We start from the raw sequence: 21,481 nt of genomic DNA, 5'->3' as shown, positions 1-21,481 counted from the left end.
GCGCCGGAGCGCCGTGAGTATTTGAAGAGTGAAGTGGCCAGGGGCGTTGCCCCTGCCACGGGCGCGGCAGCGTTCAGATCGCGTCAGCCGGTCTCAGTCATCCGCCGGATCGCCGCGACGCCGCTTTCGCCCAAGGGTACTACCGCGAAGGGGCCGCCGAGGCACCGCTGGGCGGGATCCGAAGGATCGGGCGACTTGGGTGTCGGCAGGAGCCTGTCGGCCCAATCCTCGGCGTTGTCGCGCGGGTGGTAGCCAAGGAACGACACGCGCGCGTTCGACACCGGCGCGCGGCTGTTGGCGGAAACACCCCAGGCGATGGTGAAGCCGGTGACAGGAGTGGTGACCGAGGCTTCGACCAGACGCACCAGATCGCCATGAGAAAGCCAGCTGTACAGGGCGCGGGCGTTCTGCGGCTCGGGCGTGCAGGACATGATGCGCAGGCACACCGCCTCAAGGCCGCGCTTTTCCCAGAACATCCGGCCCATATCCTCGGCAAAGCATTTCGACAGGCCATAGAAGGTGTCGGGACGATGGGGGACCTCCGTGTCATGGCCCGACATCGTCTCCTGAAGCCCGACGGCATGCACCGAGGAGGCGTAGACCACGCGCCGCGCGCCCGCCCGATGCGCCGCCTCCCACACCGTGTAGGCGCCGATGAAGTTCGGGCCGAGCAACTCTTCGAACGGAGCTTCGTCCGGGATCGCGCCGAAATGCACGACCATCTCGGCGCCTTGCATTACTGCCTCGACGTTGGCGAGATCGGTGAGATCGGCCTGCACGAAGCGCTCGTTTGGCATCAACTCCGCCGGGGCCTGGGCGATGTCGGTGGAGACCAACTCCTCCGCGAGCTTTGCCAGCGGTGCGCGCAGCACCGATCCAAGGGCCCCGCAGGCCCCAGTGAGAACGATCTTCTTCATGACGACTCCCTTAGATCACCGCGGCTTCGGTGAGTGCCCGCCTTCGGCGAGGCGGGCCACCGACAGCGGCGACAGGTCGAGGCTGCGCCAGCCCCCGTGGATGATGTGCTCGGCGATGCCGCGCCCGACGGCCGGGGCCTGTTGCAGGCCGTGGCCCGAGAACCCGTTGGCGAAGAGCAGGTTGGAAACGGCAGGATGCACGCCCAAAAGCGCGTTCTGGTCGAGCGTGTTGTAGGCGTAGTGACCGGCCCATGCGTTGCGCAGGCGGATGCGCTCGAAGGCGGGCACGCGGGCGGCCAATGCGGGCCAGACCCGATCCTCCCAGATCGAATGATCCATCTCGAAATCCCGCGGATCGCAGGCGTCGTCCGCCTGGGGCGGGCAGCCCGCCATGTAGAGCGCGCCGTCCGAGCGGAAATGGATGCCGCAGGGATCGACCGTGAGCGGCAGCTTGCGCGGCAGCCTGTCCTCGGCCTCGAAGGTGAAGGTGTAGCGCTTGCGCGGCTCCACCGGGATCGCGATCCCGGCCATCGCCGCCACCTTTGCCGCGCGCGGCCCGGCGGCGTTGACGACATGGCCGCAGGCGATGGCGTTGCCGTCCGAGAGCTCCACATGGGTGATGCGATCGCCAACCTTGCGCAGACTGGTGGCCTCGGCGCGGATCTCTTCCACGCCCATGCGCCGCGCCCGACGGCGAAATTCGGAGAACATCGTGCCACCGTCGAAACAGCCCTCCTCGCCGGGGTCGTGGCTGCCGAGCAATACGTCATCCCACCTCATGAACGGAAAGGCCGTTCGAAGCTGCGCCGGTGAAAGCAGCCGCGTGCCCGCGCCCATCCGCGCCTGCAACGCCTGTGCGGCACACAGCCGGTCGGCCGAGGCCCGATCGTCGGCAAGGTAGAGATAGCCGAAATCATCGAGGGAAATTTCGGGCGCATCCGCGCCCGCATGGTCCCGGAAGGACCGGATGAAGGCCAGCCCGAAGCGGCTGATCGCTATGTTCACCTCGGTGCCGAACTGCATGCGGATGCAGGAATTGGTGTGGCTGGTCGAAGCTTCGGCGAAACTCGGATCGCGCTCGATCACGAGGATGCGGCCATGAAAGCCGGGATCGCGCGCGAGCCACCATGCCACGGCGCTGCCGATCATCGCGCCGCCGATGATCACCACGTCGTAAAAGGAATGCGCAGCCATCATGCGATCAGGCTAGAGCCTCCCTTGGCATGGCGAAAGGGGCAGAGCGGGCGAAAAAAAAGCGCTCCCGAAGGAGCGCTGTGAAGGTGGCCGGGCGAGGTGTCCCGGTGGGGCGGAAAATCAAGCCGGGCGCAGGGCGGCGCCCGGATCGATACAGTGTGTCGGCATGGCGGGATCGTGCGCCATGCCGGTCATCCCTGTGCGCAGCATGCCGGAGAGCATGCGGCGGGCAGGCCGACGGGCAGCGTTCTGCTGCGCACCGACAGGGTGGGATGATGGCGGAAGGTCGCGGCGGTCGTCGCTCTCGAAACATTCGGGAAACGATGCCGCCGGACCTGTCCGACCGGTTCTTCAGACATTCGCTCTTGCGGAGAGATGCGGCGCAGGGCCTGAGGGCAAGAGGAGAGGCGGAACTCGATAAACACGTCGATAGGTTGATACATGCCTCTGCCTTTCAATCTGAATGTTGAGCCCGGAAATTACTATGGGAACCTGGTTAATCGTGAGAACGGGCCCCGTTTCACGGCCGATTGTGGCAGGAATGTGGCAGACATGACCGGTCGGTGGGGAACCCCACGTTACGAATAGTCCGACCCAACGTCATAAAAATTGCCATTCTTTCTCAATAGGTTATTAATATACCCCAAAGAGTAGCGCCGCAAAGGGGGCCGTCGCGGTGTTGATTCGAAAGTGGGGGAGTCATCCCTTGACCGCCCCGTCCGACAGTCCCGAGACAAGGTAGCGCTGCGCGATCAGGAACACGACCGTGATCGGCAGTCCCGACAGGATCGCGGCGGCGGCGAAATCGCCCCAGAGATACTTGAATTCGTTGAGATAGAGCCGCGAACCCACCGCCAGCGTCATCTGGTCTTCGGAACGGATCAGCACGCTGGCGATCGGGTAGTCGTTGATCACGCCGATGAAGGTCAGCACGAAGACCACCGCCATGATCGGCACCGCCAGAGGCAGGAAGATGAAGCGGAAGGTCTGCCACGGGCTGGCCCCGTCGATCTCGGCGGCCTTGTCGAGCGCGGTGTCGACGCTGTCGAAATAGCCTTTGATGGTCCAGATGTGCAGGGTGATCTGGCTCAGGTAGACGAGGATCAGCGCCGCGTGGCTGTTGATGCCCAAGGCCGGTGTCACCTCGCCCAGCGCGTCGAAGATCGCGAAGATCGCGACGAGGGCCAGCGTCGTTGGGAACATCTGGATCAGGAACAGCCCGTCGAGCATGCCTTGCTTGCCGCGGATGCGGATACGGCTGAAGGCATAGGCCGAGATGGTCGAAAGGGCGAGCACGCCGATGCTGGCGATGAGCCCGATCTTGATCGAGTTCCACATCCACAAGAGCACCGGGTAGGGCGGCGAGACCACCGTGCCGTCGGCGCGGGTGTAGTCGAGCCCGAAGGCAAGGTACCAGTGCTCCAGCGTCGGGTTCTCGGGCCAGAGCGCGCCGGTGGCGAAGTTTCCCTCCCGGAAGCTGATCGAGACGATCATGAAGAACGGAAACAGGATCAGCAGCAGGAAGACCAGCATGAAGCCATGGGCCGCGATCTTCTTGATCCTCAGGTCGCGCGGGCGTTCGACGATCATCGGCCGGACCTCTTGTTGGCGGCGCGGCGCATGGCCACGAAGTTGGCATAGGAGATGGCGGCCACCACGAGGAAGATCAGCAACGTGATCGCGCCCGCAAGGCCGAATTGCTGGCCTGAATCCTGGAAGGCCAAGCGATAAGTGAAGGAGGCGAGGATGTCGGTCTCGCCCGCCGGGATCACGGTACCGGGGATGTCGGGCCCGCCGCGCGTCAGCAGCAGGATCAGCACAAGGTTGTTGAAGTTGAAGGCGAAGGCCGCGATCAAGAGCGGCAGGAAAGGCGGGATGATCTGCGGCAGGGTGATGGTGAAGAACACTCGCAGGCTGGATGCGCCTTCGAGCGCCGCGGCCTTCTTGTGATCCTGCGGCACGGCCTGAAGAAAGCCCATGGCAAGCAGCATCATGTAGGGATAGCCCAGCCAGATGTTCACGAAGAGGATCATCACGCGGGCGAGGTTGCCATCGGTGAACCAGTTCGGGCGCAGGCCGAACAACGCCTCGAGGATCAGGTTGATCTCGCCGAAGTTCTGGTTGAACAGGCCCCGGAACACGAGGATCGAGATGAAGCCCGGCACCGCGTAGGGCAGGATCAGCAGGATCCGGTAAAGCGTCTTGAAGCGCAGATGCTCCCATTGGAGGATCACCGCCAGCAACAGCCCCACCGTGAACACGCCCAGCACCGACAGCCCGGCAAAGGCGAAGGTCCAGGCGAAGATCGACAGCATCGGTCCGCGCACGCCCTTGGATTCGAGGATGCGCTCGAAATTGTCGAAGCCGACGCCCACGCGCCAGCCCGGCGGCACCGCCTCGCCCTCGGGTGTCTCGAAGAAGCCGGTCTCGTGGTTGGCGGTGAGCGTGAGGCCGTCGGCGCTGCGGGTCAGCTCGTTCTCGCCGGTGCGCACGAAGTCGGGGGTGACGCTGGCAAAGCTGCGCAGCCCCGCATTGCGTAGCGCGACCTCATCGGGGGTGTTGAGCGTCAGGCTCTGCAATCCGCTGCGAAGGGCGATGGCGTCGCGCGGGGTGAGCAACGCGGCGGGCGCCTCGCCCGGCTCCAGCGCCACTTCTTCTTCCTCGACGGTGAGGCTGACGGGGGCGGACAACAGCCCGCTCTCGGGCAGCCAGATGCGGTAGACCTCGCCGTCGCGGGCCACGGCGAAAGGCTGTTCGGTTTCGGGATCGACCGTGCCGCGTGATATCAGCACCTCGATCGTGCGCTCGTAGGAGAGCAGGTTGAACGAGGAGTAGTTCGTGAAGCCCAGCCAGATCGTGTAGGCGACAGGGAAGGCGATGAAGACCAGCACCGCCGCGACGCCCGGAAAGATGAATCGCGCGCCGTAGAAGCGGTTGGCACCGAAGATCACCACGAAGCCCGTGGTGACGGCCAGAAGGATTGCACCGAACAGCGGCTGCGCGATCTGGTAGAGAAAGAAGGCGCCGTAAAGCATCATCAGGCCGAGGAGGGCGACGATGGTCAAGCGCAGCCATGGTCGGGCTTCGGTACGGGTCTCGGCCGGGCCGAAGCCCGCATCTGCTGTGGTCATGTCGGTGGTCCCCCCCGAGGGCGCGCCGCGTCTCCTCGCCCCAAGGCTCCCCCGGCGGCGGTGGGGGCGGGGGCCGCATGAAGGCCGTGGCCGGGGCGGGTAATGCCGCCCCGGCGCGTCCGGCTTATTCGCCCTTGATGCGGGCGGCAGCGTCGTCGAGCGCCGCCTTGGGCTCCTGCGCGCCATTGGTGATGCTGGTGAGCGCCGGCTGCATCGCGGCCCAGAACGCGCCCATCTCGGGGTTCGAGGGCATCGGCACGCCGTCCTTGGCGACCTCGAGCATCGCGCTCACCCGCGCGTCGTCCTGCGCCTCGGCGGCCGAGCTGTCGGCCAGCGCGCCGAGCGCGCCGCTTTCGTTCCATGTGGCGAGGCCCTCGTCGGTGAGCAGGTAGCTCTCGATGAACTCCTGTGCGAGGTCGAGATTGGGCGAGGCGGCGTTGAACGCCAGCGCCTGCACCCCGAGGAAGGGCGGGGCCAGTTCCCCGTCGACCCGGGGCAGCGGCGCCACGCCGAAATCGATGCCCGAGCTGTCGAGATTGGACCAGGCCCAGGGCCCGTTGATGACCATGGCGACCTCGCCATTGTTCATCGCGCCCTCCATGACGCCGTAATCGACGCCCGAGGGCATCACCCCGTCCTTGATCAGCGAGGCCAGCACCTCGCCGCCCTCGACCGCGCCTTCGGTGTTCACGCCCGAGGTGGAGCCGTCATAGGAGCCGTCGACCTTCTGGAAGGCGAAGCCGCCCTTCGCGGCGAGCAGCGGGAAGGTGAAATAGGTGTTGTTGTAGTCCCACAGGATCGGCGTGACGCCCTCGGGCAGATCCATCCCGGCGATGTCGGAGAAGTCGGTGGGCGGCGTCTCGACGAATTCCTTGTTGTAGATCAGGTGCGCGGCCTCGACCGCGACCGGGTAGCCCCAGGTCGCGCCGTCGAATGTCACGGCTTCCATCGCCGCGGGCAGGATGCCGTCGGCAAAGCCCGTGCCGGGGGTCACGGGGGCGATGATGCCGCCCGCGCCCATTCGCCGAGGCGGTCATGCGCGTGCATCACGATGTCGGGCCCGTCACCGGTGGCGGCGGCCTGCTGGAACTTCTCGGGCAGCGGCTCGACGATGGCGACCTCGACCGGCACGCCGAACTCCTCCTCGAAGCGCTTGCCGACCTCGCGCAGAGCGTCGGGGGCGCGGTTGTCGCCGGTCCAGATCAGCAGCTTGCCATCCTCGAAGGCCAGCGCCGGCGCGGCCGACAGCATCAGTAGCGCCACGGCGCCGAGTGTGTTCGTCTTGATCATGTCATCCTCCCAGATCACCGCGCCGCCGGCTCCTCCGATCCGCGCGATTCGCGGCACGATAGCAAAGCGGAGCCGCTTCTCAAACCGTTTTGAAAATGACCCATAGGCATCTCGCTTTTCGTTGCATTCGTAGAGACGATACGCCTAGATTGCCGCTGCAAACGCTTTGAACGACCAAGGGAGGGGTCGCGGCATGGCGACTCTCAAGGACATCTCGGTCGAACTCGGCCTTTCGGTCGCCACGGTGAGCCGGGCGCTGAACGGCTTTCCCGAAGTGGGTGCCCGGACCCGGACCCGGGTGCAGGAGGCGGCGGCGCGGCTGGGCTATCGGCCCAACCGCTCGGCGCAGCGGCTGGCCACCGGGCGTTCGGGCGTCGTCGGCATGATCGTCAAGCTGCGCGCCGACATGTCGGCCGACCAGACCTTCTTCGACGTGATCACCTCGCTCACCGCCGAACTGGCGGCGCGCGACCTCGATCTCGTGCTTTCGGTCGATCAGGGCGACGATCCCGTGGCCCCTTACAAGCGGATGCTGGAGCGCGATCTGCTCGACGGCTTCGTGCTCAACGCGCCGGTGCCGAACGATCCACGGCCCGGTTTTCTCATGTCGCGCGACGTGCCCTTCGTGATGCACGGTCAGGCGCATGATGCGCCCGATTACGCCTTCTTCGGCATCGACAACGCGGCGGTGAGCGCTGACGCGGTCGAGCTTCTGACCACGCTCGGCCACCGGCGGATCGCGCTGATCAACGGCGAGGCGCGCTTTGCCTTCGCCGCCGAGCGGGAGGCAGGGTTCCGCGCCGCCATGGCGGCAGGGGCGGGGGCGGTGCCCGACAGCGCCGTGGCCGATGGCCCGCCCACCGAAAACACCGGCTACACGCTGGCCTTGTCATGGCTTTCGGGCCGGACCGGGCCGCGCCCGACGGCGATCCTCTGCGCCACCACGCCGGTCGCGGCCGGGGTGCTGCGTGCGGCCCGCGATCTGGGGCTCTCGGTGCCGGGCGATCTGTCGGTGATGGCGCATGACGACGCGCTGCCCAACATCCGCCCCGCCCATTTCAACCCGGCGCTGACCGTCACCCATGCGCCGCTGCGCGAGGCCTGCGCGCCGCTGGCGCAGATGCTCGTCGACCATCTGAACGGCGCGCCGCCCGCGCGCCTGCAAACCGTGATCCGGGCCGGGCTGATCGTCCGGGCCTCGACCGGCCCCGTCCCGAAGGGAGAGGACATACCATGGCAGATTCCGTGACCAGCGCGCTGCGTGCCGATCGGCTCAAAAAGAGCTATGGCGGCGTCGAGGTGCTGCATTCGATCGACATCGACATGAAGCCGGGCGAGTTCCTCGTCCTCGTCGGCCCCTCCGGCTGCGGCAAGTCCACGCTCTTGAACTGCATCGCCGGGCTCGAGGAGATTTCAGGCGGCGCGCTCGAGATCGGCGGGCGCGACGTGACCCACGAGCCGCCCAAGGACCGCGACATCGCGATGGTGTTCCAGTCCTACGCGCTCTACCCGACGATGAACGTGGCCGAGAATATCGGCTTCGGCATGAAGGTGCGCAAGGTGCCCAAGGCGCAGGCGCAAGCGAGGATCGAGGAGGTGGCGAAGCTCCTGCAGATCGACCACCTGCTCGACCGCAAGCCGAGCCAGCTCTCGGGCGGTCAGCGTCAGCGCGTCGCCATGGGCCGGGCGCTGGTGCGCGACCCCAAGCTGTTTCTCTTCGACGAGCCATTGTCGAACCTCGACGCCAAGCTCAGGGTCGAGATGCGCGCCGAGATCAAGCGCATCCACAAGACCACCCATGCCAGCATTGTCTACGTCACCCATGACCAGATCGAGGCGATGACGCTGGCCAGCCGGATCGTCGTGCTCAAGGGCGGGGTGGTGCAGCAGATCGGCACGCCGCAGGAGATCTACGACACGCCCGCCAACACCTTCGTCGCGGATTTTATGGGCTCGCCGCCGATGAACCTCGTGCCTGCCCGCGTCACCGGGACCGGGCTCGACATCGACGGCACGCCGCTCGCCATGGGGCCGGGCTGGCGTGCCGCCGATCTGCCGGCGCGGGTGACGCTCGGCATCAGGCCCGAGCATCTGAGCCGCGCCGACGTCGCGCCCGACCTCGTGGTCGCGCCGAAGATGATCGAGAACACCGGGGCGGAGGCCTATGTGAACTTCGTGCTGGGCGGCGAGACGATCACCGCGCGGCTGCCCGGCCGCATCCCCGAGGACGCGACCGACCATGTCGATCTCGCCGTGGCGCGGGGCGGTCTGTGCCTGTTCGACATCGAGACCGGCACCCGTATCGACCGGGCGCGAACCCTCAGTGAAGCCGCCGCCGGCTGATCCCGGCGCGGCGCAGGCCGAGGCCCAGCGCCTCGGCCAGATGCGCGGCCTCGCCCGCCGCCTCGGCCCTCAGGAACGCCATGGCGAGCATCATCGCCTCTTCGCGCGCGGCCTCGGCCCCATGGCCGATCAGCCGGGCGAACCACGCCTCGTCCGCACCGAGGCAGGCGCAATCGGCGGCGTGACGCATCAAGGGCCTGCGCCCCGCAGCCGCGCAGAGCCGCGCCAGAGCGTCGAGCGCACCCGCGGCGGCACGGGCCGGGCCGGGATCGAGATCGGGCGTCAGCCGCGCCGCCACGGCCTCTGCGCCGCTCTCGCACCAAAGACGCAGCAGGCGCACGGCGCGGGCCTCGATCGGGCCGAGATCGTCGATGCGACCGACCGGGGCGCCGCCGATCGGAACACGGGCATCATTCGAAGGGAAATCTTGGAGAAAGTCGCGGGGCATGGCGGGCCTCGATGGTCCTGAACGCGTCCGGCTTGCGACGGGCAGGGCCGTCGTGGCTGCCTCATTCCTGACAATAAATGTCGGATATGTCAATCACCCCTTGAGGAGCCGCAGCCCTTGGGTCACGTCGGTGCGCACCGCGAGCCGCAGCCCCGGCTCGTCGCCTGCGCGCAGCGCCGCGAGGATCAGCTTGTGGTGATAGGGCGGATCGGTGCGCCTGAGGCGCCCATAGAGCGTCCTCATGGTCGGGCCGAGCTGCAGCCATACCGTCTCGGTCATGGCGAGGATGGCGGGCGACTGGGCGCGCAGATAGAGCGTGCGATGAAATTCGAGGTTCATGCGGATATAGCCCGAGGCGTCATGCCGTGCGACCATCTGGCTGACGCCCGCATTGATCGCCTCGAGCCGGTCGATCAGCGCGAAATGCGCCCGCGGCAGGGCGCGCGAGGCCAGCTCCGGCTCGAGCATTGCCCGCAGGCTCGCCAACTCCTCGATCCGCTCGTTGGTGAGCGCGGGTGTTGCGACGCGGCCCGAAGAAGACAGTGACAGCGCCCCCTCGGCCACCAGCCGCCGCACCGATTCGCGGGCCGGCGTCATCGATACGCCGAACAGCTTGCCGATACCGCGCAGGGTCAGCGATTCGCCCGGCTCCATCTCGCCATGCATGATCCGGGTGCGCAGCGCCCGGTAAACCCGGTCATGCGCGGCCCCGGTCGGGTCAGGCGTGCGCGGGCTGGCGGTGGCCGGGATCATGCGCGCGCCTCGAACGGGGCGGCGGGGGGCGCGAAGTCGATCCGCTGCAACGCGTCGCCATGCGTTCGGAGCCAGTCGCGCGCGGCGCGATGGTCGGGATAGAGCCGCGCGCAGACCGTCCAGAAGGCGGCGGAATGGTTCATCTCGGCCAGATGCGCAACCTCGTGGGCGGCGACGTAATCGCCGATCTCGGGCGGCGCCATCATCAACCGCCACGACAGCATGATGTCGCCAGCCGAGCTGCACGACCCCCAGCGCGAGCGCGTGTCGCGAAACGTCAGCCGCCCCACGGGGCGGCCCAGCACGGCGGCATGCCGGTCCACCGCTGTCGAAAGCGCGTCGCGGGCGCGGGCCTGAGAAAGGCCATGGCGCGGGCCGGGGCACGGACGGCGTCGTCCGGCATCAACAGGGTATCGCCGTCGAGCCGCGGGCCGCGCACGGCGGCGGGGCGCAGCGCGATCTCGCGGCCCAGATAGGGCAGGGAGCCGCCCAAGCGCACCTCGCGCGACGGGGCCACCCGGTCGAGATGGCCGCGCACCCAAGCCTCGCGGTCCCGCAGGAAGGCCAGCCCCTCGCGCTCGGGCGTGCGTCTGGGCAAGGTGAGCGTTACCCGGCCGTCACGATGCGAGACCCGCAGCGTGATCCGCCGCGCCCGGTCCGAGCGGCGCAGCGCCACCGTCAGGGGCGGGTCGCCCGGAAGCACGTGTTCACCCATATCCCGTCTACTCCCCCACGGCCAAAGGCTTGACACCCTGCCCGGCTTATGGCAGGGGAGCGCGATCCGCCGCAAGGCCGAGGCGCGTTCGCGCCCGGGCCCGCGCGCCTGCCGATCACCGCCGCACGGAACTGGAAGGACAGCCCATGCCGAAGGAAGAATGGGGAACCAAGCGCATCTGCCCGACCACGGGCAAGCGCTTTTACGACCTGAACGCCAACCCGATCGTCAGCCCCTATACGGGCCAGGTCGTGACGCTCGACACCGGCAAGCACCGCACCATGGTCGCGGATGCCGAGGACGCGCAGACCAAGAAGATGAAGAAATCCTCCGAGGATGACGAGGAGCTGCTGCTCGACGACAGCGACGACGAAGAGGATGACGACGTCGATCTGGGCGACGACGTGCTTGACGACGACGATGACGACAGCGACGAGGTTTCCCTCGACGAACTGGCCGACGTCCCGGCCAACGACGACGACTGAGAATTTCGGCCCGGGCGTGTGTTTTCCGCTTGCACCCGCCCGGTCCCACGCTTAGAGAGCGGCACACGGGCAGCGACGCTGACCGACACGGTGGAAACGCCGGACATGATGGGGCCTTAGCTCAGCTGGGAGAGCGCTTGCATGGCATGCAAGAGGTCAGGGGTTCGATCCCCCTAGGCTCCACCATCACCTTACCGACAGCAGCAGATCCGGATCGACTCGCACGGGCATGGCGCGTTCCATGGTCGGTTTCGTCATGTCCGCGGGCACCGTCAGGCTGCGCGAAATTGGCTTTATCTCTGTATACCAATTCATCTCCAGGTGGCGGCATGATTCCGCGCTCCCGGCGGGCATCGGCTAAGTGCCACTTGTTCGGCGGAGGTCGGCCAAGCGAAGCGGCGGGCTGCGGCGCAAAATCGCCCTTGGCGCCGCGCTGCGGCATGAGGTCTTCGTTCTTGCCGAGTTGCGCCCTAGGGCGGGCGTCGCAACACCGAACCGAGCAAGGATGAGAACCTTCATGTCCATCGCGAACGACCTCGAGCGCCAGATGCTCTCCCTGATCAACGAAGAGCGGACGGCGGCGGGGCTCGACCCCGTCAAGCTCGAGACCAATCTCAACGCCTCGAGCGAGGATCACAGCAGCTGGATGCTGCGGACTGACAGCTTCTCCCACACCGGTCAGGGCGGATCGAGCGCGACCGAGCGGATGCGCGACGCCAGTTTCGACTTCTCGGGCAGCTGGGCGTCGGGCGAGAACATCGCTTGGCAATCGGAACGTGGCGCGGCGGGTCTGGAGGACGACGTGGTCGACCTGCACGACTCCCTGATGAACAGCCCCGGCCACCGCGCGAACATCCTCAACCCGAATTTCGAATATGTCGGCATCGGCATCGAAAGGGGCGACTTCAAGGGCTGGGACGGCGTCATGGTCACCCAGAACTTCGCCCGCACGGGCGGATCTGTCGATCTGGACGGGGGGGACCCGGTGACCGGGCCCGATACGCCGCCCGGCGACAGCCTTGTCGCGCGGAACACCGCGCCGGTGGTCACCATGGACGACGTGACGGTCGCCCGGGTGCGGGGCGGCTATCGTACCTCGCTTGAGGATCATCTTAAGGTCAAGGATGCCGAGGGCGACACCATCGCATGGTACGAGCTGCGTGACACCGAGGGGCGCGACAATTTCATCTTCAAGGGCAAAGGCCGCCTGGACGCCGAGAATGGGATCCGGATCGACGCCGACGATCTCGGCGCGATAAGGATTGGCGCCGATGGTCGCCCCGGCGATACCGAGCTCGAGGTGCGTGCGTTCGATGGGAGGAAGGTGAGCGACTGGGAAAGCTTTACCCTGACCACCCTGTCCGCCGAGGACTGGACGACCGCCTGATCGGACCGGGAACAGGCGTTCCACGCTGGGTTCCGCGCCTGTACCGGACATGCCAACGCGCCCTCGGGCGGCCGTTGGTCATTTTCGCCAAGCGGGGAGCGGTCAGGCGTGGATCGCTCCGTCGCCCAATGCCAGCGCCGCCTCGCGCACGGCCTCGGAATAGGTCGGATGCGCGTGGCAGGTGCGGGCCAGATCCTCGGCCGCCGCGCCGAACTCCATCGCCACGCAGACCTCGTGGATCAGGTCGCCTGCCATCGGGCCGATGATATGCGCGCCGAGGATGCGGTCGGTTTCCTTGTCGGCGAGGATCTTCACGAAACCTTCGGCCGAGTGGTTGGCCTTGGCGCGCGCATTGCCCAGAAACGGAAACTTGCCGACCTTGTAGGCGTGGCCTGCCTCCTTGAGCTGTTCCTCGGTCTTGCCGACGGTGGCCACCTCGGGGTGAGTGTAGACCACGCCTGGGATGACTTCGTAGTTCACATGACCCTTCTGGCCGGCGAGGATCTCGGCGATCGCGACGCCCTCGTCCTCCGCCTTGTGCGCCAGCATCAGCCCCGGCACCGCGTCGCCGATCGCATAGACGCCGTCGACGCTGGTCTTGAAGTGGTCGTCGATCTTGATCTGGCCCCGATCGGTCATCTCGACGCCAAGCTCTTCCAGGCCCAGACCCTTCACATAGGGCTTGCGGCCCGTGGCCACGAGCACGCAGTCGGCGGTCAGGCTCTCTTCGCTGTCATCCTTGCGGCTCTTCCAGGTGACGGTGGCCTGCTCGCCCTCGACGGACACCCCCTGCACGGCGGAGCCGAGCACGAATTTCAGCCCCTGCTTGGTCAGGATCTTCTGGAAGTTGCGGGCCACCTCGGCGTCCATGCCGGGGGTGATCGCATCCAGATACTCGACCACGGTGACCTCGGTGCCGAGACGACGATAGACCGAGCCCAGCTCGAGCCCGATCACGCCCGCGCCGATCACGACCATCTTCTCGGGGATGCGGCCCAGCTCCAGCGCGCCGGTGGAATCGACGACGATCTTGTTGTCGATCTCGACATTCGGGATCGAGGTGGGGACGCTGCCGCTCGCGATCACGATGTTCTTGGCTTCGTGGGTTTCTTCGCCGACCTTCACCTTGCCCGCCTCGGGGACCGAGCCCCAGCCCTTGAGCCAGTCGATCTTGTTCTTCTTGAACAGGAATTCGATGCCGCTGGTGTTCTGGCCGACGCTGTCGCGCTTGTAGGCGAGCATCTGGTCCCAATCGACCTGCGGCTTGTCCGTCTTCAGACCCATCTTGGCAAAGTTGTGCTCGGCCTCGTGCAGCGCGTGGGTGGCATGAAGCAGCGCCTTGGAGGGAATGCAGCCCACGTTGAGGCAGGTGCCGCCCAGCGTCTCGCGCCCTTCGACTACCGCGGTCTTGAGGCCGAGCTGGGCCGCCTTGATGGCGCAGACATAGCCGCCGGGGCCGGCGCCGATGACGATGAGATCGTAGGATGCCATGGAAAACTCCTGTGGGGTGTCAGACGAGGGCGAGACCGATCATGGCGATGGTGGCAAGAAAGCCCACCAGCCAGATCAGTGACCGCCAGGGCCGGAGCCCGAAATAATAGGCGGGCACGTACAGGATACGCGCCGCGAGATAGGTCCAGGCGAGCAGCGCCGAAAGACCGGTGGTCTTGTCGCCGAGGATCAGCACGACGACCGCGAGGGTAAAGAGGATCAGCCCTTCGAAATGGTTGTTCAGCGCCCGGTAGAGCCGTCCTGTGCGGGGGCTGGCCATTGATTCCAGCGTCCCGCCGAGCCGCTGCGGATCGCGCGCGGAAAGCGTCTTGGCGAAGCCGAGTTCGCGATTGGCGCGCACCGACAGCCAAGCGTATTGCATCGCCTGCAGTAGCCCTGCCAAGGCGAGAACCTGCAATTCGGGGGCCATCATTATGCCCCCCACGGCGCTAGAGCGCGGCGACGTAGAGATAGAGGGTCGCGAAGAATCCCAAGGCCCAGACGGCAGTACGGGCCCAAGGGATGCCAGCGGGGTAGAGCAGCGCATAGGCCAGCCGTGCGATCAGGAAGACCTGCGCCGCCAGAAGCGTGCCGCCGCCGAACCCTTCGCGCGCCGCAAGGATCAGCACGGCAGGCGCGAGCAGTGCCATCGCGGTGACCGAGTTGGCCACGCAGCGCTCCATCCGTCCGGCCACGCCGGTCAGCCGGGGCATGTCGTCGCGTGGTCGCGCCAGCATCGGCAAGCCGACCTGCGACATGGCGAAAAGCACCTGAACGACAATCAATACGAGCACCAGAAGCCCGTAAAGCGCCAGAATATTGAGTTCGCTGGACATGAAATCCCTCCCGCAACCGACATGCACGCTGCGAGTGTAGCATGATCGCACGCGGCGCGTGTCGGGCAGGAGAAGGGGTCATGTCAAACGGTCTCGAGAAAGGTGCAGGTCATGGCGCCGCCAAAGCCCTGTTCCTTGGTGATCCAGCCTTGGGCCCGCTTGCGGTCGTTGACCTCGAACAGCACCAACACGGTCGAACCGTGATCGGCGTCGCGCCAGATCTGCAACTGGCTGAGACCAGCCTGCATCCGCTCTTCGTAATCATTGTCGAAGGTGGTCTTCCAAGAGGCGTAGTCGGGGGTGTCGATCTGGCAGAGCATCTGCATGGCGCGCGCCTTTCTTGAACAACGGGGCCGGGCTCAACGCCCGGCCCCGCATGGAGTTCAGAGGTCCATAAGCAGGCGACGCGGATCCTCGAGCGCCTCCTTGACGCGCACGAGGAAAGTCACGGCGCCCTTGCCGTCGACGATGCGGTGATCGTAGCTCAGCGCGAGATACATCATCGGCCGGATCTCGACCTTGCCGTTGATCGCCATCGGCCGGTCCTGAATCTTGTGCATGCCAAGGATGCCGGACTGCGGCGGGTTCAGGATAGGCGAGGACATCAGCGAGCCGTAGACGCCACCGTTCGAGATGGTGAAGGAGCCGCCCTGCATGTCGGCCATGCTGAGTTTGCCGTCGCGCGCCTTCAGGCCCATCTCGGAGATCGACTTCTCGATCTCGGCAAAGCCCATCTGGTCGGCGTTGCGGATCACCGGCACCACGAGGCCGGTAGGGGTGCCCACCGCGATGCCCATGTGGACGTAGTTCTTGTAAACCACGTGATCGCCGTCGATCTCGGCGTTGACGTCCGGCACTTCCTTCAGCGCGTGCACGCAGGCCTTGGTGAAGAAGGACATGAAACCGAGCTTCACGCCATGCTTCTTCTCGAACAGACCCTTGTACTCGTTGCGCAGCTCCATCACCGCGGTCATGTCCACCTCGTTATAGGTGGTCAGCATCGCGGCGGTGTTCTGCGCCTCCTTGAGGCGGCGGGCGATGGTCTGGCGCAGGCGGGTCATCTTGACCCGCTCCTCGCGGTCGGCGTCATCCGACGACACCGGACCGCGCGCGGCAGGCTTGGAGGTCTCGGCGGCTTTCGGCGCGTTGAGCGCCTTGAGCACGTCTTCCTTCATCACCCGGCCATCCTTGCCGGTGCCCTTGACGTCGCCTTCCTTGAGGTCGTTTTCGGCCATCAGCTTCTTGGCCGAGGGGGCGTCCTCGGTGTCGCCCTTGGCCCCGCCCTTCTCGGCGGGCTCGCCCTTCGGATCGCCGGAGACATTGGTCGCTTGCTGCTGCTCCTTGGGGCCATCCTCGGCGGGGGCCTCGGGCTTGGCCTTGGCGGGGGCATCGCCCTCGCTCACCTGCGCCAGAAGCGCGTCGACGCCCACGGTGTCGCCCTCGGCGGCCACGATCTCCGACAGGGTGCCTGCGACCGGCGAGGGGACCTCGACCGTGACCTTGTCGGTCTCCAGTTCGCACAGCATCTCGTCCACCGCCACGGCGTCGCCCGGCTTCTTGAACCAGGTGGCGACGGTCGCTTCGGTGACGCTTTCGCCCAGGGTGGGGACGCGGACTTCGGTGCTCATTCTCGGTTTCCTTCGATGCTCAGCGCTTCGTTCACCAGCGCTTGCTGTTGGGTCTTGTGCTGGCTGGCGAGGCCGGTCGCGGGCGAGGCGCTCGCGTGGCGGCCGACATATTGCGGGCGCTTGTGCGCGGCGTCGATCCGGCTCAGCACCCATTCGATGTTGGGCTCGATGAAGCTCCAGGCGCCCTGGTTCTTGGGCTCTTCCTGGCACCAGACCATCTCGGCGCCCTTGAACCGCTCCAGCTCCTTCACGAGGCTCAGCGCCGGGAAGGGATAGAACTGCTCGATCCGCATCAGGTAGACATCGTCGAGCCCGCGCGCATCGCGCTCCTCGAGCAGGTCGTAATAGACCTTGCCCGAGCACATGACGACGCGCTTGATCTCTGCGTCGGGCTTGAGCTCGGTGTCGCTGTGTCCCTTCTCGGCGTCGTCCCACAGCACGCGGTGGAAGGATGAGCCGGTGGTGAAGTCCTCGGCGTCCGAGATCGCCATCTTGTGGCGCAACAGCGATTTCGGCGTCATCAGCACCAGCGGCTTGCGGAAGGAGCGGTGCAGCTGGCGGCGCAGGATGTGGAAGTAGTTCGCCGGGGTCGAGCAGTTGGCGACGATCCAGTTGTCCTGACCGCACATCTGCAAGAAGCGTTCCAATCGCGCCGAAGAATGCTCGGGACCCTGACCCTCATAGCCATGCGGCAAGAGCATCACGAGGCCCGACATGCGCAGCCACTTCGATTCCCCCGAGGAAATGAACTGGTCGAACATGATCTGCGCGCCGTTGGCGAAATCGCCGAACTGCGCCTCCCACATCACCAGCGCGTTGGGCTCGGCCAAGGTGTAGCCGTACTCGAAGCCAAGCACCGCATATTCAGAGAGCATCGAGTCGATGACCTCGTAGCGGGCCTGACCCTCGCGGATGTTGTTGAGCGGGTAGTAGCGCTCCTCGTTGTCCTGGTTGATGAAGGCCGAATGGCGCTGCGAGAAGGTGCCGCGGGTGCTGTCCTGACCCGACAGCCGCACCGGGTAGCCTTCGGTCAGCAGCGAGCCGAAGGCCAGCGCCTCGGCCGTGGCCCAGTCAAAGCCCTTACCGGTCTCAAACATCTGGCCCTTGGCCTCGAGCAGGCGGTTGATGGTGCGGTGCAACGGGAAATCGTCGGGCGCGCGGGTGAGCGAGCGGCCGATCTCCGTCATGGTCTTCTCGTCGATCGCGGTCTGGCCACGCTGGTAGCTCTCGTGGTCGCGGCGGTCGAGATGGCTCCAGCGCCCGTCGAGCCAGTCGGCCTTGTTCGGGCGGTAGGTCTTGCCGGTCTCGAACTCCTCGCCCAGCATCGCCTGGAACTGCGCCTTCATGTCCTCGATCTCGCCCTCCGGGATCAGCCCGTCCTTGACGAGCCGCTCGGTATAAAGCGTGAGTGTGGTCTTCTGGCTCTTGATCTTCTTGTACATCACCGGGTTGGTGAACATGGGCTCGTCGCCCTCGTTGTGACCAAAGCGGCGGTAGCAGAAGATGTCGAGAACCACGTCCTTGTGGAACTTCTGGCGGAACTCGGTCGCCACCTTGGCGGCGTGCACCACGGCTTCGGGATCGTCACCGTTCACGTGGAAGATCGGCGCCTCGACCATCAGCGCGATGTCGGTGGGGTAGGGCGAGGAGCGCGAGAAATGCGGCGCGGTGGTAAAGCCGATCTGGTTGTTCACCACGATATGGATTGTGCCGCCGGTGCGGTGACCCACGAGGCCCGACAGACCGAAGCCCTCGGCCACGACGCCCTGACCCGCGAAGGCCGCGTCGCCATGCAGCAGCACCGGGATCACCTGCGTGCGGTCGGTGTCGCCGAGCTGGCTCTGCTTGGCGCGCGCCTTGCCGAGCACGACCGGGTTCACCGCCTCGAGGTGGGAGGGGTTCGCGGTCAGCGACAGGTGCACCTTGTTGCCGTCGAACTCGCGGTCCGAACTGGCACCGAGGTGATATTTCACGTCGCCCGAACCGTCGACTTCCTCGGGTTTGAAGCTGCCGCCCTGAAACTCGTGAAAGATCGCGCGGTAGGGCTTTTGCATGACGTTGGCGAGCACCGAGAGACGGCCGCGATGCGGCATGCCGATCACGATGTCCTTTACGCCGAGGCTGCCGCCGCGCTTGATGATCTGCTCCATCGCCGGGATCAGCGCCTCGCCGCCATCAAGGCCGAAGCGCTTGGTACCCATGTATTTCACATGCAGGAACTTCTCGAAGCCCTCGGCCTCGACCAGCTTGTTCAGGATCGCCTTGCGGCCTTCCTTGGTGAACTGGATCTCCTTGCCATAGCCCTCGATCCGCTCCTTGAGCCAGGCCGACTGCTCGGGGTCCGAGATGTGCATGTATTGCAGCGCGAAGGTGCCGCAATAGGTGCGCCGGACCAACGAGATGATCTGGTTCATCGTCGCGATCTCGAGGCCGAGCACGTTGTCGATGAAGATCGGTCGGTCCATGTCGGCCTTGGTGAAGCCGTAATTCGCCGGGTCCAGCTCGGGATGCGCGGTTTCCTCGCGCAGACCCAGCGGATCGAGATCGGCGGCGAGATGGCCGCGAATCCGGTAGGCGCGGATGATCATCAGCGCGCGGATCGAATCCAGCACCGCGGCGCGCAGCTGCTGCTCGCTCAGGCCCACGCCCTTCTCGGCGGCCTTGGCCGCGATCTTGTCGCGCGCGCCCTTGGCCTCGGCGGGGGCGGCCCACTGGCCGTCGAGCGCCGCCGTCAGGTCGTCATTGGGCTGCATCGGCCAATCGGCGCGGGCCCAGGACGGACCGGCGGCTTCGGCGCGGGCGTCCGAGCCGCTGTCGCCGAGGCTGCGGAAGAACTCCTGCCAAGCCTCGTCGACGCTCGACGGGTTCTCGGCATAGCGCGCGTGGAGCTGCTCGATGTAGTCGGCGTTCGTCCCCTGCAGGAAGGAAGAGGCGTGGAACACGTCGTTGGGGCTTTGCTCGGTCATGGCAGGATCCTCGATCCTCGGGGCAAAAAACTGGGGCGCCGGGCCCAGATAGGGCGCGCGGCGCGGATGCAGGGGGAGGGGGCGGTGCCGCCCCCTCCCGGTAGGTCTCAGCCGATCGCCTTGAGCACGGCTTCGCCGAGCGAGGCGGGGCTGTCGGCGACCACGATCCCGGCGCGCTTCATCGCTTCGATCTTGCTCTCCGCGTCGCCTTGGCCGCCCGACACGATGGCGCCGGCATGGCCCATGCGGCGGCCCGGAGGGGCGGTGCGCCCGGCGATGAAACCGGCGGTGGGCTTCCAGCGGCCGGCCTTCTTCTCGTCGGCGAGGAACTGCGCCGCCTCTTCCTCGGCGGTGCCGCCGATCTCGCCGATCATGATGATCGACTGGGTCTCGGGGTCGGCGAGGAACATCTCTAGGATGTCGATATGCTCCGACCCCTTGATCGGGTCGCCGCCGATGCCGACGGCCGTGGACTGGCCGAGGCCCGAATCCGAGGTCTGCTTGACCGCCTCGTAGGTCAGCGTGCCCGACCGAGACACGACGCCGACCGAGCCGCGCTTGTGGATGTGGCCGGGCATGATGCCGATCTTGCAGGCGTCGGGGGTGATGACACCGGGACAGTTCGGCCCGATCAGGCGGGTCTTGGAGTTCACCAGCGCCCGCTTGACCTTCATCATGTCGAGCACCGGGATGCCTTCGGTGATGCAGATCACCAACTCCATCTCGGCGTCGATCGCCTCCATGATGGAATCCGCGGCGAAAGGCGGCGGCACGTAGATGACCGACGCGTTGGCTTCGGTCTTGGCCTTCGCCTCGTGCACGCTATCGAACACGGGCAGGTCGAGATGCGTCTGCCCTCCTTTGCCGGGGGTGACGCCGCCAACCATCCTGGTGCCGTAGGCCACGGCCTGCTCGGTGTGGAAGGTGCCCTGCGAACCGGTCAGGCCCTGGCAGATGACGCGTGTGTTTTCGTCGACGAGAATCGCCATTGCTGTTATCCCTTCACCGCTTTGACGATCTTCTCGGCGGCGTCGGACAGGTTGTCCGCCGCGATCACGTCGAGACCGGAATTGTTGATGATCTCCTTGCCCTGATCGACATTCGTCCCTTCGAGACGCACGACCAGCGGCACCTTCAGGCCGACTTCCTTGACGGCCGCGATCACGCCTTCGGCGATGACGTCGCAGCGCATGATGCCGCCGAAAATGTTGACCAGGATGCCTTTGACGTTCTGGTCGGAGGTGATGATCTTGAAGGCCTCGGTGACCTTCTCCTTGGTGGCGCCGCCGCCCACGTCGAGGAAGTTGGCGGGCTCGGCACCCTTGAGCTTGATGATGTCCATCGTCGCCATGGCGAGGCCCGCGCCGTTGACCATGCAGCCGATCTCGCCGTCGAGCGCGATGTAGTTCAGGTCGTATTTCGAGGCGGCCAGCTCCTTGCTGTCCTCCTCGGTCTCGTCGCGCAGGGCGGCGATGTCGTCATGGCGGTAGATCGCGTTGCCGTCAAAGCCCATCTTGGCGTCGAGGCATTTCAGGTCGCCCTTGTCGGTGACGATCAGCGGGTTGATCTCCAGCATCTCCATGTCCTTCTCGACGAAGAGACGGTAGAGCGTGTCCATCAGCTTGACGCACTGCTTCACCTGCTGGCCCTTGAGGCCGAGCGCGAAGGCGATGCGGCGGCCGTGATAGGGCTGGTAGCCGGTGGCCGGATCGACCGAGAAGCTCAGGATCTTCTCGGGCGTGGAGGCGGCAACCTCTTCGATGTCCATGCCGCCCTCGGTCGAGCAGACGAAGGAGATGCGCGAGGTGGCGCGATCGACCAGCAGCGCGAGGTAGAGCTCGGTTTCGATCTCCGAGCCATCCTCGATGTAGATACGGTTGACCTGCTTGCCCGCCGG

General features: G+C 66.2%; 20 protein-coding genes, 1 tRNA gene and 1 pseudogene. 5 read left to right on the top strand and 17 right to left on the bottom strand.

The window, feature by feature from the left end:
- Positions 1 to 83 precede the first annotated feature (83 nt).
- The 6 genes from MBELCI_RS05350 to MBELCI_RS22245 form a co-directional block, all read right to left on the bottom strand.
- Positions 84 to 917: an NAD-dependent epimerase/dehydratase family protein gene (locus MBELCI_RS05350; protein WP_021693137.1), complete on the bottom strand. Its 834-nt coding sequence runs from the start codon at positions 915 to 917 to the stop codon at positions 84 to 86.
- Positions 918 to 932: 15 nt separating this feature from the next.
- Positions 933 to 2,111 carry an NAD(P)/FAD-dependent oxidoreductase gene (locus MBELCI_RS05345; protein WP_439645918.1) on the bottom strand — a complete coding sequence of 393 codons (1,179 nt, stop codon included), beginning with the start codon at positions 2,109 to 2,111 and terminating at the stop codon, positions 933 to 935.
- A gap of 699 nt (positions 2,112 to 2,810) precedes the next feature.
- Positions 2,811 to 3,701, bottom strand: coding sequence for a maltose ABC transporter permease MalG (gene malG / locus MBELCI_RS05340; RefSeq protein WP_021693135.1), 891 nt, complete (start codon positions 3,699 to 3,701; stop codon positions 2,811 to 2,813).
- Positions 3,698 to 5,242, bottom strand: coding sequence for a maltose ABC transporter permease MalF (malF, locus tag MBELCI_RS05335; RefSeq protein ID WP_021693134.1), 1,545 nt, complete (start codon positions 5,240 to 5,242; stop codon positions 3,698 to 3,700). The genes malG and malF overlap by 4 nt, the downstream gene beginning before the upstream one ends.
- A gap of 124 nt (positions 5,243 to 5,366) precedes the next feature.
- The gene (gene malE / locus MBELCI_RS05330; protein WP_021693133.1) at positions 5,367 to 6,263 is read right to left on the bottom strand and encodes a maltose/maltodextrin ABC transporter substrate-binding protein MalE; all 897 of its coding nucleotides are present in this window, start codon (positions 6,261 to 6,263) and stop codon (positions 5,367 to 5,369) included.
- A complete protein-coding gene (locus MBELCI_RS22245) occupies positions 6,233 to 6,532 on the bottom strand; it encodes an extracellular solute-binding protein (protein ID WP_268744177.1) in 300 nt (99 codons plus the stop codon). Before MBELCI_RS22245 ends, malE begins: the two co-directional genes overlap by 31 nt.
- A gap of 193 nt (positions 6,533 to 6,725) precedes the next feature.
- Here MBELCI_RS22245 and MBELCI_RS05325 point away from each other — a divergent pair, with 193 nt between their 5' ends.
- On the top strand, positions 6,726 to 7,781 hold the full coding sequence (locus MBELCI_RS05325) for a LacI family DNA-binding transcriptional regulator (protein ID WP_021693131.1): 1,056 nt from the start codon (positions 6,726 to 6,728) through the stop codon (positions 7,779 to 7,781).
- A complete protein-coding gene (locus tag MBELCI_RS05320; RefSeq protein ID WP_021693130.1) occupies positions 7,766 to 8,875 on the top strand; it encodes an ABC transporter ATP-binding protein in 1,110 nt (369 codons plus the stop codon). Before MBELCI_RS05325 ends, MBELCI_RS05320 begins: the two co-directional genes overlap by 16 nt.
- Here MBELCI_RS05320 and MBELCI_RS05315 read toward each other — a convergent pair.
- The 3 genes and pseudogenes from MBELCI_RS05315 to MBELCI_RS05305 form a co-directional block, all read right to left on the bottom strand.
- The gene (locus MBELCI_RS05315; RefSeq protein ID WP_021693129.1) at positions 8,853 to 9,323 is read right to left on the bottom strand and encodes a hypothetical protein; all 471 of its coding nucleotides are present in this window, start codon (positions 9,321 to 9,323) and stop codon (positions 8,853 to 8,855) included. The genes MBELCI_RS05320 and MBELCI_RS05315 overlap by 23 nt on opposite strands.
- A 93-nt stretch (positions 9,324 to 9,416) precedes the next feature.
- Positions 9,417 to 10,076: a GntR family transcriptional regulator gene (locus MBELCI_RS05310; protein WP_021693128.1), complete on the bottom strand. Its 660-nt coding sequence runs from the start codon at positions 10,074 to 10,076 to the stop codon at positions 9,417 to 9,419.
- A pseudogene (locus MBELCI_RS05305) lies at positions 10,073 to 10,791 on the bottom strand (M48 family metallopeptidase). Before MBELCI_RS05305 ends, MBELCI_RS05310 begins: the two are co-directional and overlap by 4 nt.
- Before the next feature lie 146 nt (positions 10,792 to 10,937).
- On the opposite strand from MBELCI_RS05305, the gene MBELCI_RS05300 reads away from it, so the two are divergent.
- The 3 genes from MBELCI_RS05300 to MBELCI_RS19785 all read left to right on the top strand — a co-directional run bounded on the left by MBELCI_RS05300 (position 10,938) and on the right by MBELCI_RS19785 (position 12,663).
- Complete coding sequence (locus tag MBELCI_RS05300) at positions 10,938 to 11,276, top strand: TIGR02300 family protein (protein ID WP_021693126.1); 339 nt, start codon at positions 10,938 to 10,940, stop codon at positions 11,274 to 11,276.
- A 110-nt stretch (positions 11,277 to 11,386) separates the two neighbouring features.
- Positions 11,387 to 11,462, top strand: a tRNA-Ala gene (locus MBELCI_RS05295).
- A 331-nt stretch (positions 11,463 to 11,793) separates the two neighbouring features.
- Positions 11,794 to 12,663, top strand: a complete 870-nt coding sequence (locus MBELCI_RS19785) for a CAP domain-containing protein (protein ID WP_021693124.1) — start codon at positions 11,794 to 11,796, stop codon at positions 12,661 to 12,663.
- Between the two features lie 102 nt (positions 12,664 to 12,765).
- On the opposite strand, the gene lpdA is transcribed toward MBELCI_RS19785, so the two are convergent.
- The 8 genes from lpdA to sucC form a co-directional block, all read right to left on the bottom strand.
- Positions 12,766 to 14,154 carry a dihydrolipoyl dehydrogenase gene (gene lpdA, locus MBELCI_RS05280; RefSeq protein ID WP_021693123.1) on the bottom strand — a complete coding sequence of 463 codons (1,389 nt, stop codon included), beginning with the start codon at positions 14,152 to 14,154 and terminating at the stop codon, positions 12,766 to 12,768.
- A gap of 19 nt (positions 14,155 to 14,173) precedes the next feature.
- Positions 14,174 to 14,584: an MAPEG family protein gene (locus tag MBELCI_RS05275; RefSeq protein ID WP_045319767.1), complete on the bottom strand. Its 411-nt coding sequence runs from the start codon at positions 14,582 to 14,584 to the stop codon at positions 14,174 to 14,176.
- A gap of 19 nt (positions 14,585 to 14,603) precedes the next feature.
- Positions 14,604 to 14,990, bottom strand: a complete 387-nt coding sequence (locus tag MBELCI_RS05270) for an MAPEG family protein (protein WP_021693121.1) — start codon at positions 14,988 to 14,990, stop codon at positions 14,604 to 14,606.
- Between the two features lie 83 nt (positions 14,991 to 15,073).
- Positions 15,074 to 15,316: a hypothetical protein gene (locus tag MBELCI_RS05265; RefSeq protein ID WP_021693120.1), complete on the bottom strand. Its 243-nt coding sequence runs from the start codon at positions 15,314 to 15,316 to the stop codon at positions 15,074 to 15,076.
- Positions 15,317 to 15,373: 57 nt separating this feature from the next.
- Positions 15,374 to 16,618 carry a 2-oxoglutarate dehydrogenase complex dihydrolipoyllysine-residue succinyltransferase gene (gene odhB, locus MBELCI_RS05260; RefSeq protein ID WP_021693119.1) on the bottom strand — a complete coding sequence of 415 codons (1,245 nt, stop codon included), beginning with the start codon at positions 16,616 to 16,618 and terminating at the stop codon, positions 15,374 to 15,376.
- Positions 16,615 to 19,584, bottom strand: coding sequence for a 2-oxoglutarate dehydrogenase E1 component (locus tag MBELCI_RS05255; protein ID WP_021693118.1), 2,970 nt, complete (start codon positions 19,582 to 19,584; stop codon positions 16,615 to 16,617). Before MBELCI_RS05255 ends, odhB begins: the two co-directional genes overlap by 4 nt.
- A gap of 107 nt (positions 19,585 to 19,691) precedes the next feature.
- Positions 19,692 to 20,573 (bottom strand): succinate--CoA ligase subunit alpha, encoded by an 882-nt coding sequence (sucD, locus tag MBELCI_RS05250; protein ID WP_021693117.1) that lies wholly within the window; start codon positions 20,571 to 20,573, stop codon positions 19,692 to 19,694.
- Between the two features lie 5 nt (positions 20,574 to 20,578).
- Positions 20,579 to 21,481, bottom strand: a 903-nt coding sequence (sucC, locus tag MBELCI_RS05245; protein ID WP_045319752.1) for an ADP-forming succinate--CoA ligase subunit beta, incomplete at its 5' end; no start/stop codon positions are given.

The organism is Limimaricola cinnabarinus LL-001 (genome assembly GCF_000466965.1).
Classification (GTDB): Bacteria; Pseudomonadota; Alphaproteobacteria; order Rhodobacterales; family Rhodobacteraceae; genus Limimaricola; species Limimaricola cinnabarinus.
Note: the sequence above shows the minus strand (reverse complement) of the source record. Positions and strands in the feature narration are given on the sequence as shown.

Bases quoted from the DNA above. Each gene is read 5' to 3' on its own strand.
- malG (WP_021693135.1), bottom strand. From the start codon at position 3,701: ATGATCGTCGAACGCCCGCGCGACCTGAGGATCAAGAAGATCGCGGCC.
- malF (WP_021693134.1), bottom strand. From the start codon at position 5,242: ATGACCACAGCAGATGCGGGCTTCGGCCCGGCCGAGACCCGTACCGAA.
- MBELCI_RS05350 (WP_021693137.1), bottom strand. From the start codon at position 917: ATGAAGAAGATCGTTCTCACTGGGGCCTGCGGGGCCCTTGGATCGGTG.
- MBELCI_RS05300 (WP_021693126.1), top strand. From the start codon at position 10,938: ATGCCGAAGGAAGAATGGGGAACCAAGCGCATCTGCCCGACCACGGGC.
- MBELCI_RS05255 (WP_021693118.1), bottom strand. From the start codon at position 19,584: ATGACCGAGCAAAGCCCCAACGACGTGTTCCACGCCTCTTCCTTCCTG.
- MBELCI_RS05325 (WP_021693131.1), top strand. From the start codon at position 6,726: ATGGCGACTCTCAAGGACATCTCGGTCGAACTCGGCCTTTCGGTCGCC.
- malE (WP_021693133.1), bottom strand. From the start codon at position 6,263: ATGGGCGCGGGCGGCATCATCGCCCCCGTGACCCCCGGCACGGGCTTT.
- MBELCI_RS05275 (WP_045319767.1), bottom strand. From the start codon at position 14,584: ATGGCCCCCGAATTGCAGGTTCTCGCCTTGGCAGGGCTACTGCAGGCG.
- MBELCI_RS05265 (WP_021693120.1), bottom strand. From the start codon at position 15,316: ATGCAGATGCTCTGCCAGATCGACACCCCCGACTACGCCTCTTGGAAG.
- MBELCI_RS05310 (WP_021693128.1), bottom strand. From the start codon at position 10,076: ATGATCCCGGCCACCGCCAGCCCGCGCACGCCTGACCCGACCGGGGCC.
- MBELCI_RS05315 (WP_021693129.1), bottom strand. From the start codon at position 9,323: ATGCCCCGCGACTTTCTCCAAGATTTCCCTTCGAATGATGCCCGTGTT.
- MBELCI_RS22245 (WP_268744177.1), bottom strand. From the start codon at position 6,532: ATGATCAAGACGAACACACTCGGCGCCGTGGCGCTACTGATGCTGTCG.
- lpdA (WP_021693123.1), bottom strand. From the start codon at position 14,154: ATGGCATCCTACGATCTCATCGTCATCGGCGCCGGCCCCGGCGGCTAT.
- MBELCI_RS05270 (WP_021693121.1), bottom strand. From the start codon at position 14,990: ATGTCCAGCGAACTCAATATTCTGGCGCTTTACGGGCTTCTGGTGCTC.
- MBELCI_RS19785 (WP_021693124.1), top strand. From the start codon at position 11,794: ATGTCCATCGCGAACGACCTCGAGCGCCAGATGCTCTCCCTGATCAAC.
- MBELCI_RS05320 (WP_021693130.1), top strand. From the start codon at position 7,766: ATGGCAGATTCCGTGACCAGCGCGCTGCGTGCCGATCGGCTCAAAAAG.
- odhB (WP_021693119.1), bottom strand. From the start codon at position 16,618: ATGAGCACCGAAGTCCGCGTCCCCACCCTGGGCGAAAGCGTCACCGAA.
- sucD (WP_021693117.1), bottom strand. From the start codon at position 20,573: ATGGCGATTCTCGTCGACGAAAACACACGCGTCATCTGCCAGGGCCTG.
- MBELCI_RS05345 (WP_439645918.1), bottom strand. From the start codon at position 2,111: ATGGCTGCGCATTCCTTTTACGACGTGGTGATCATCGGCGGCGCGATG.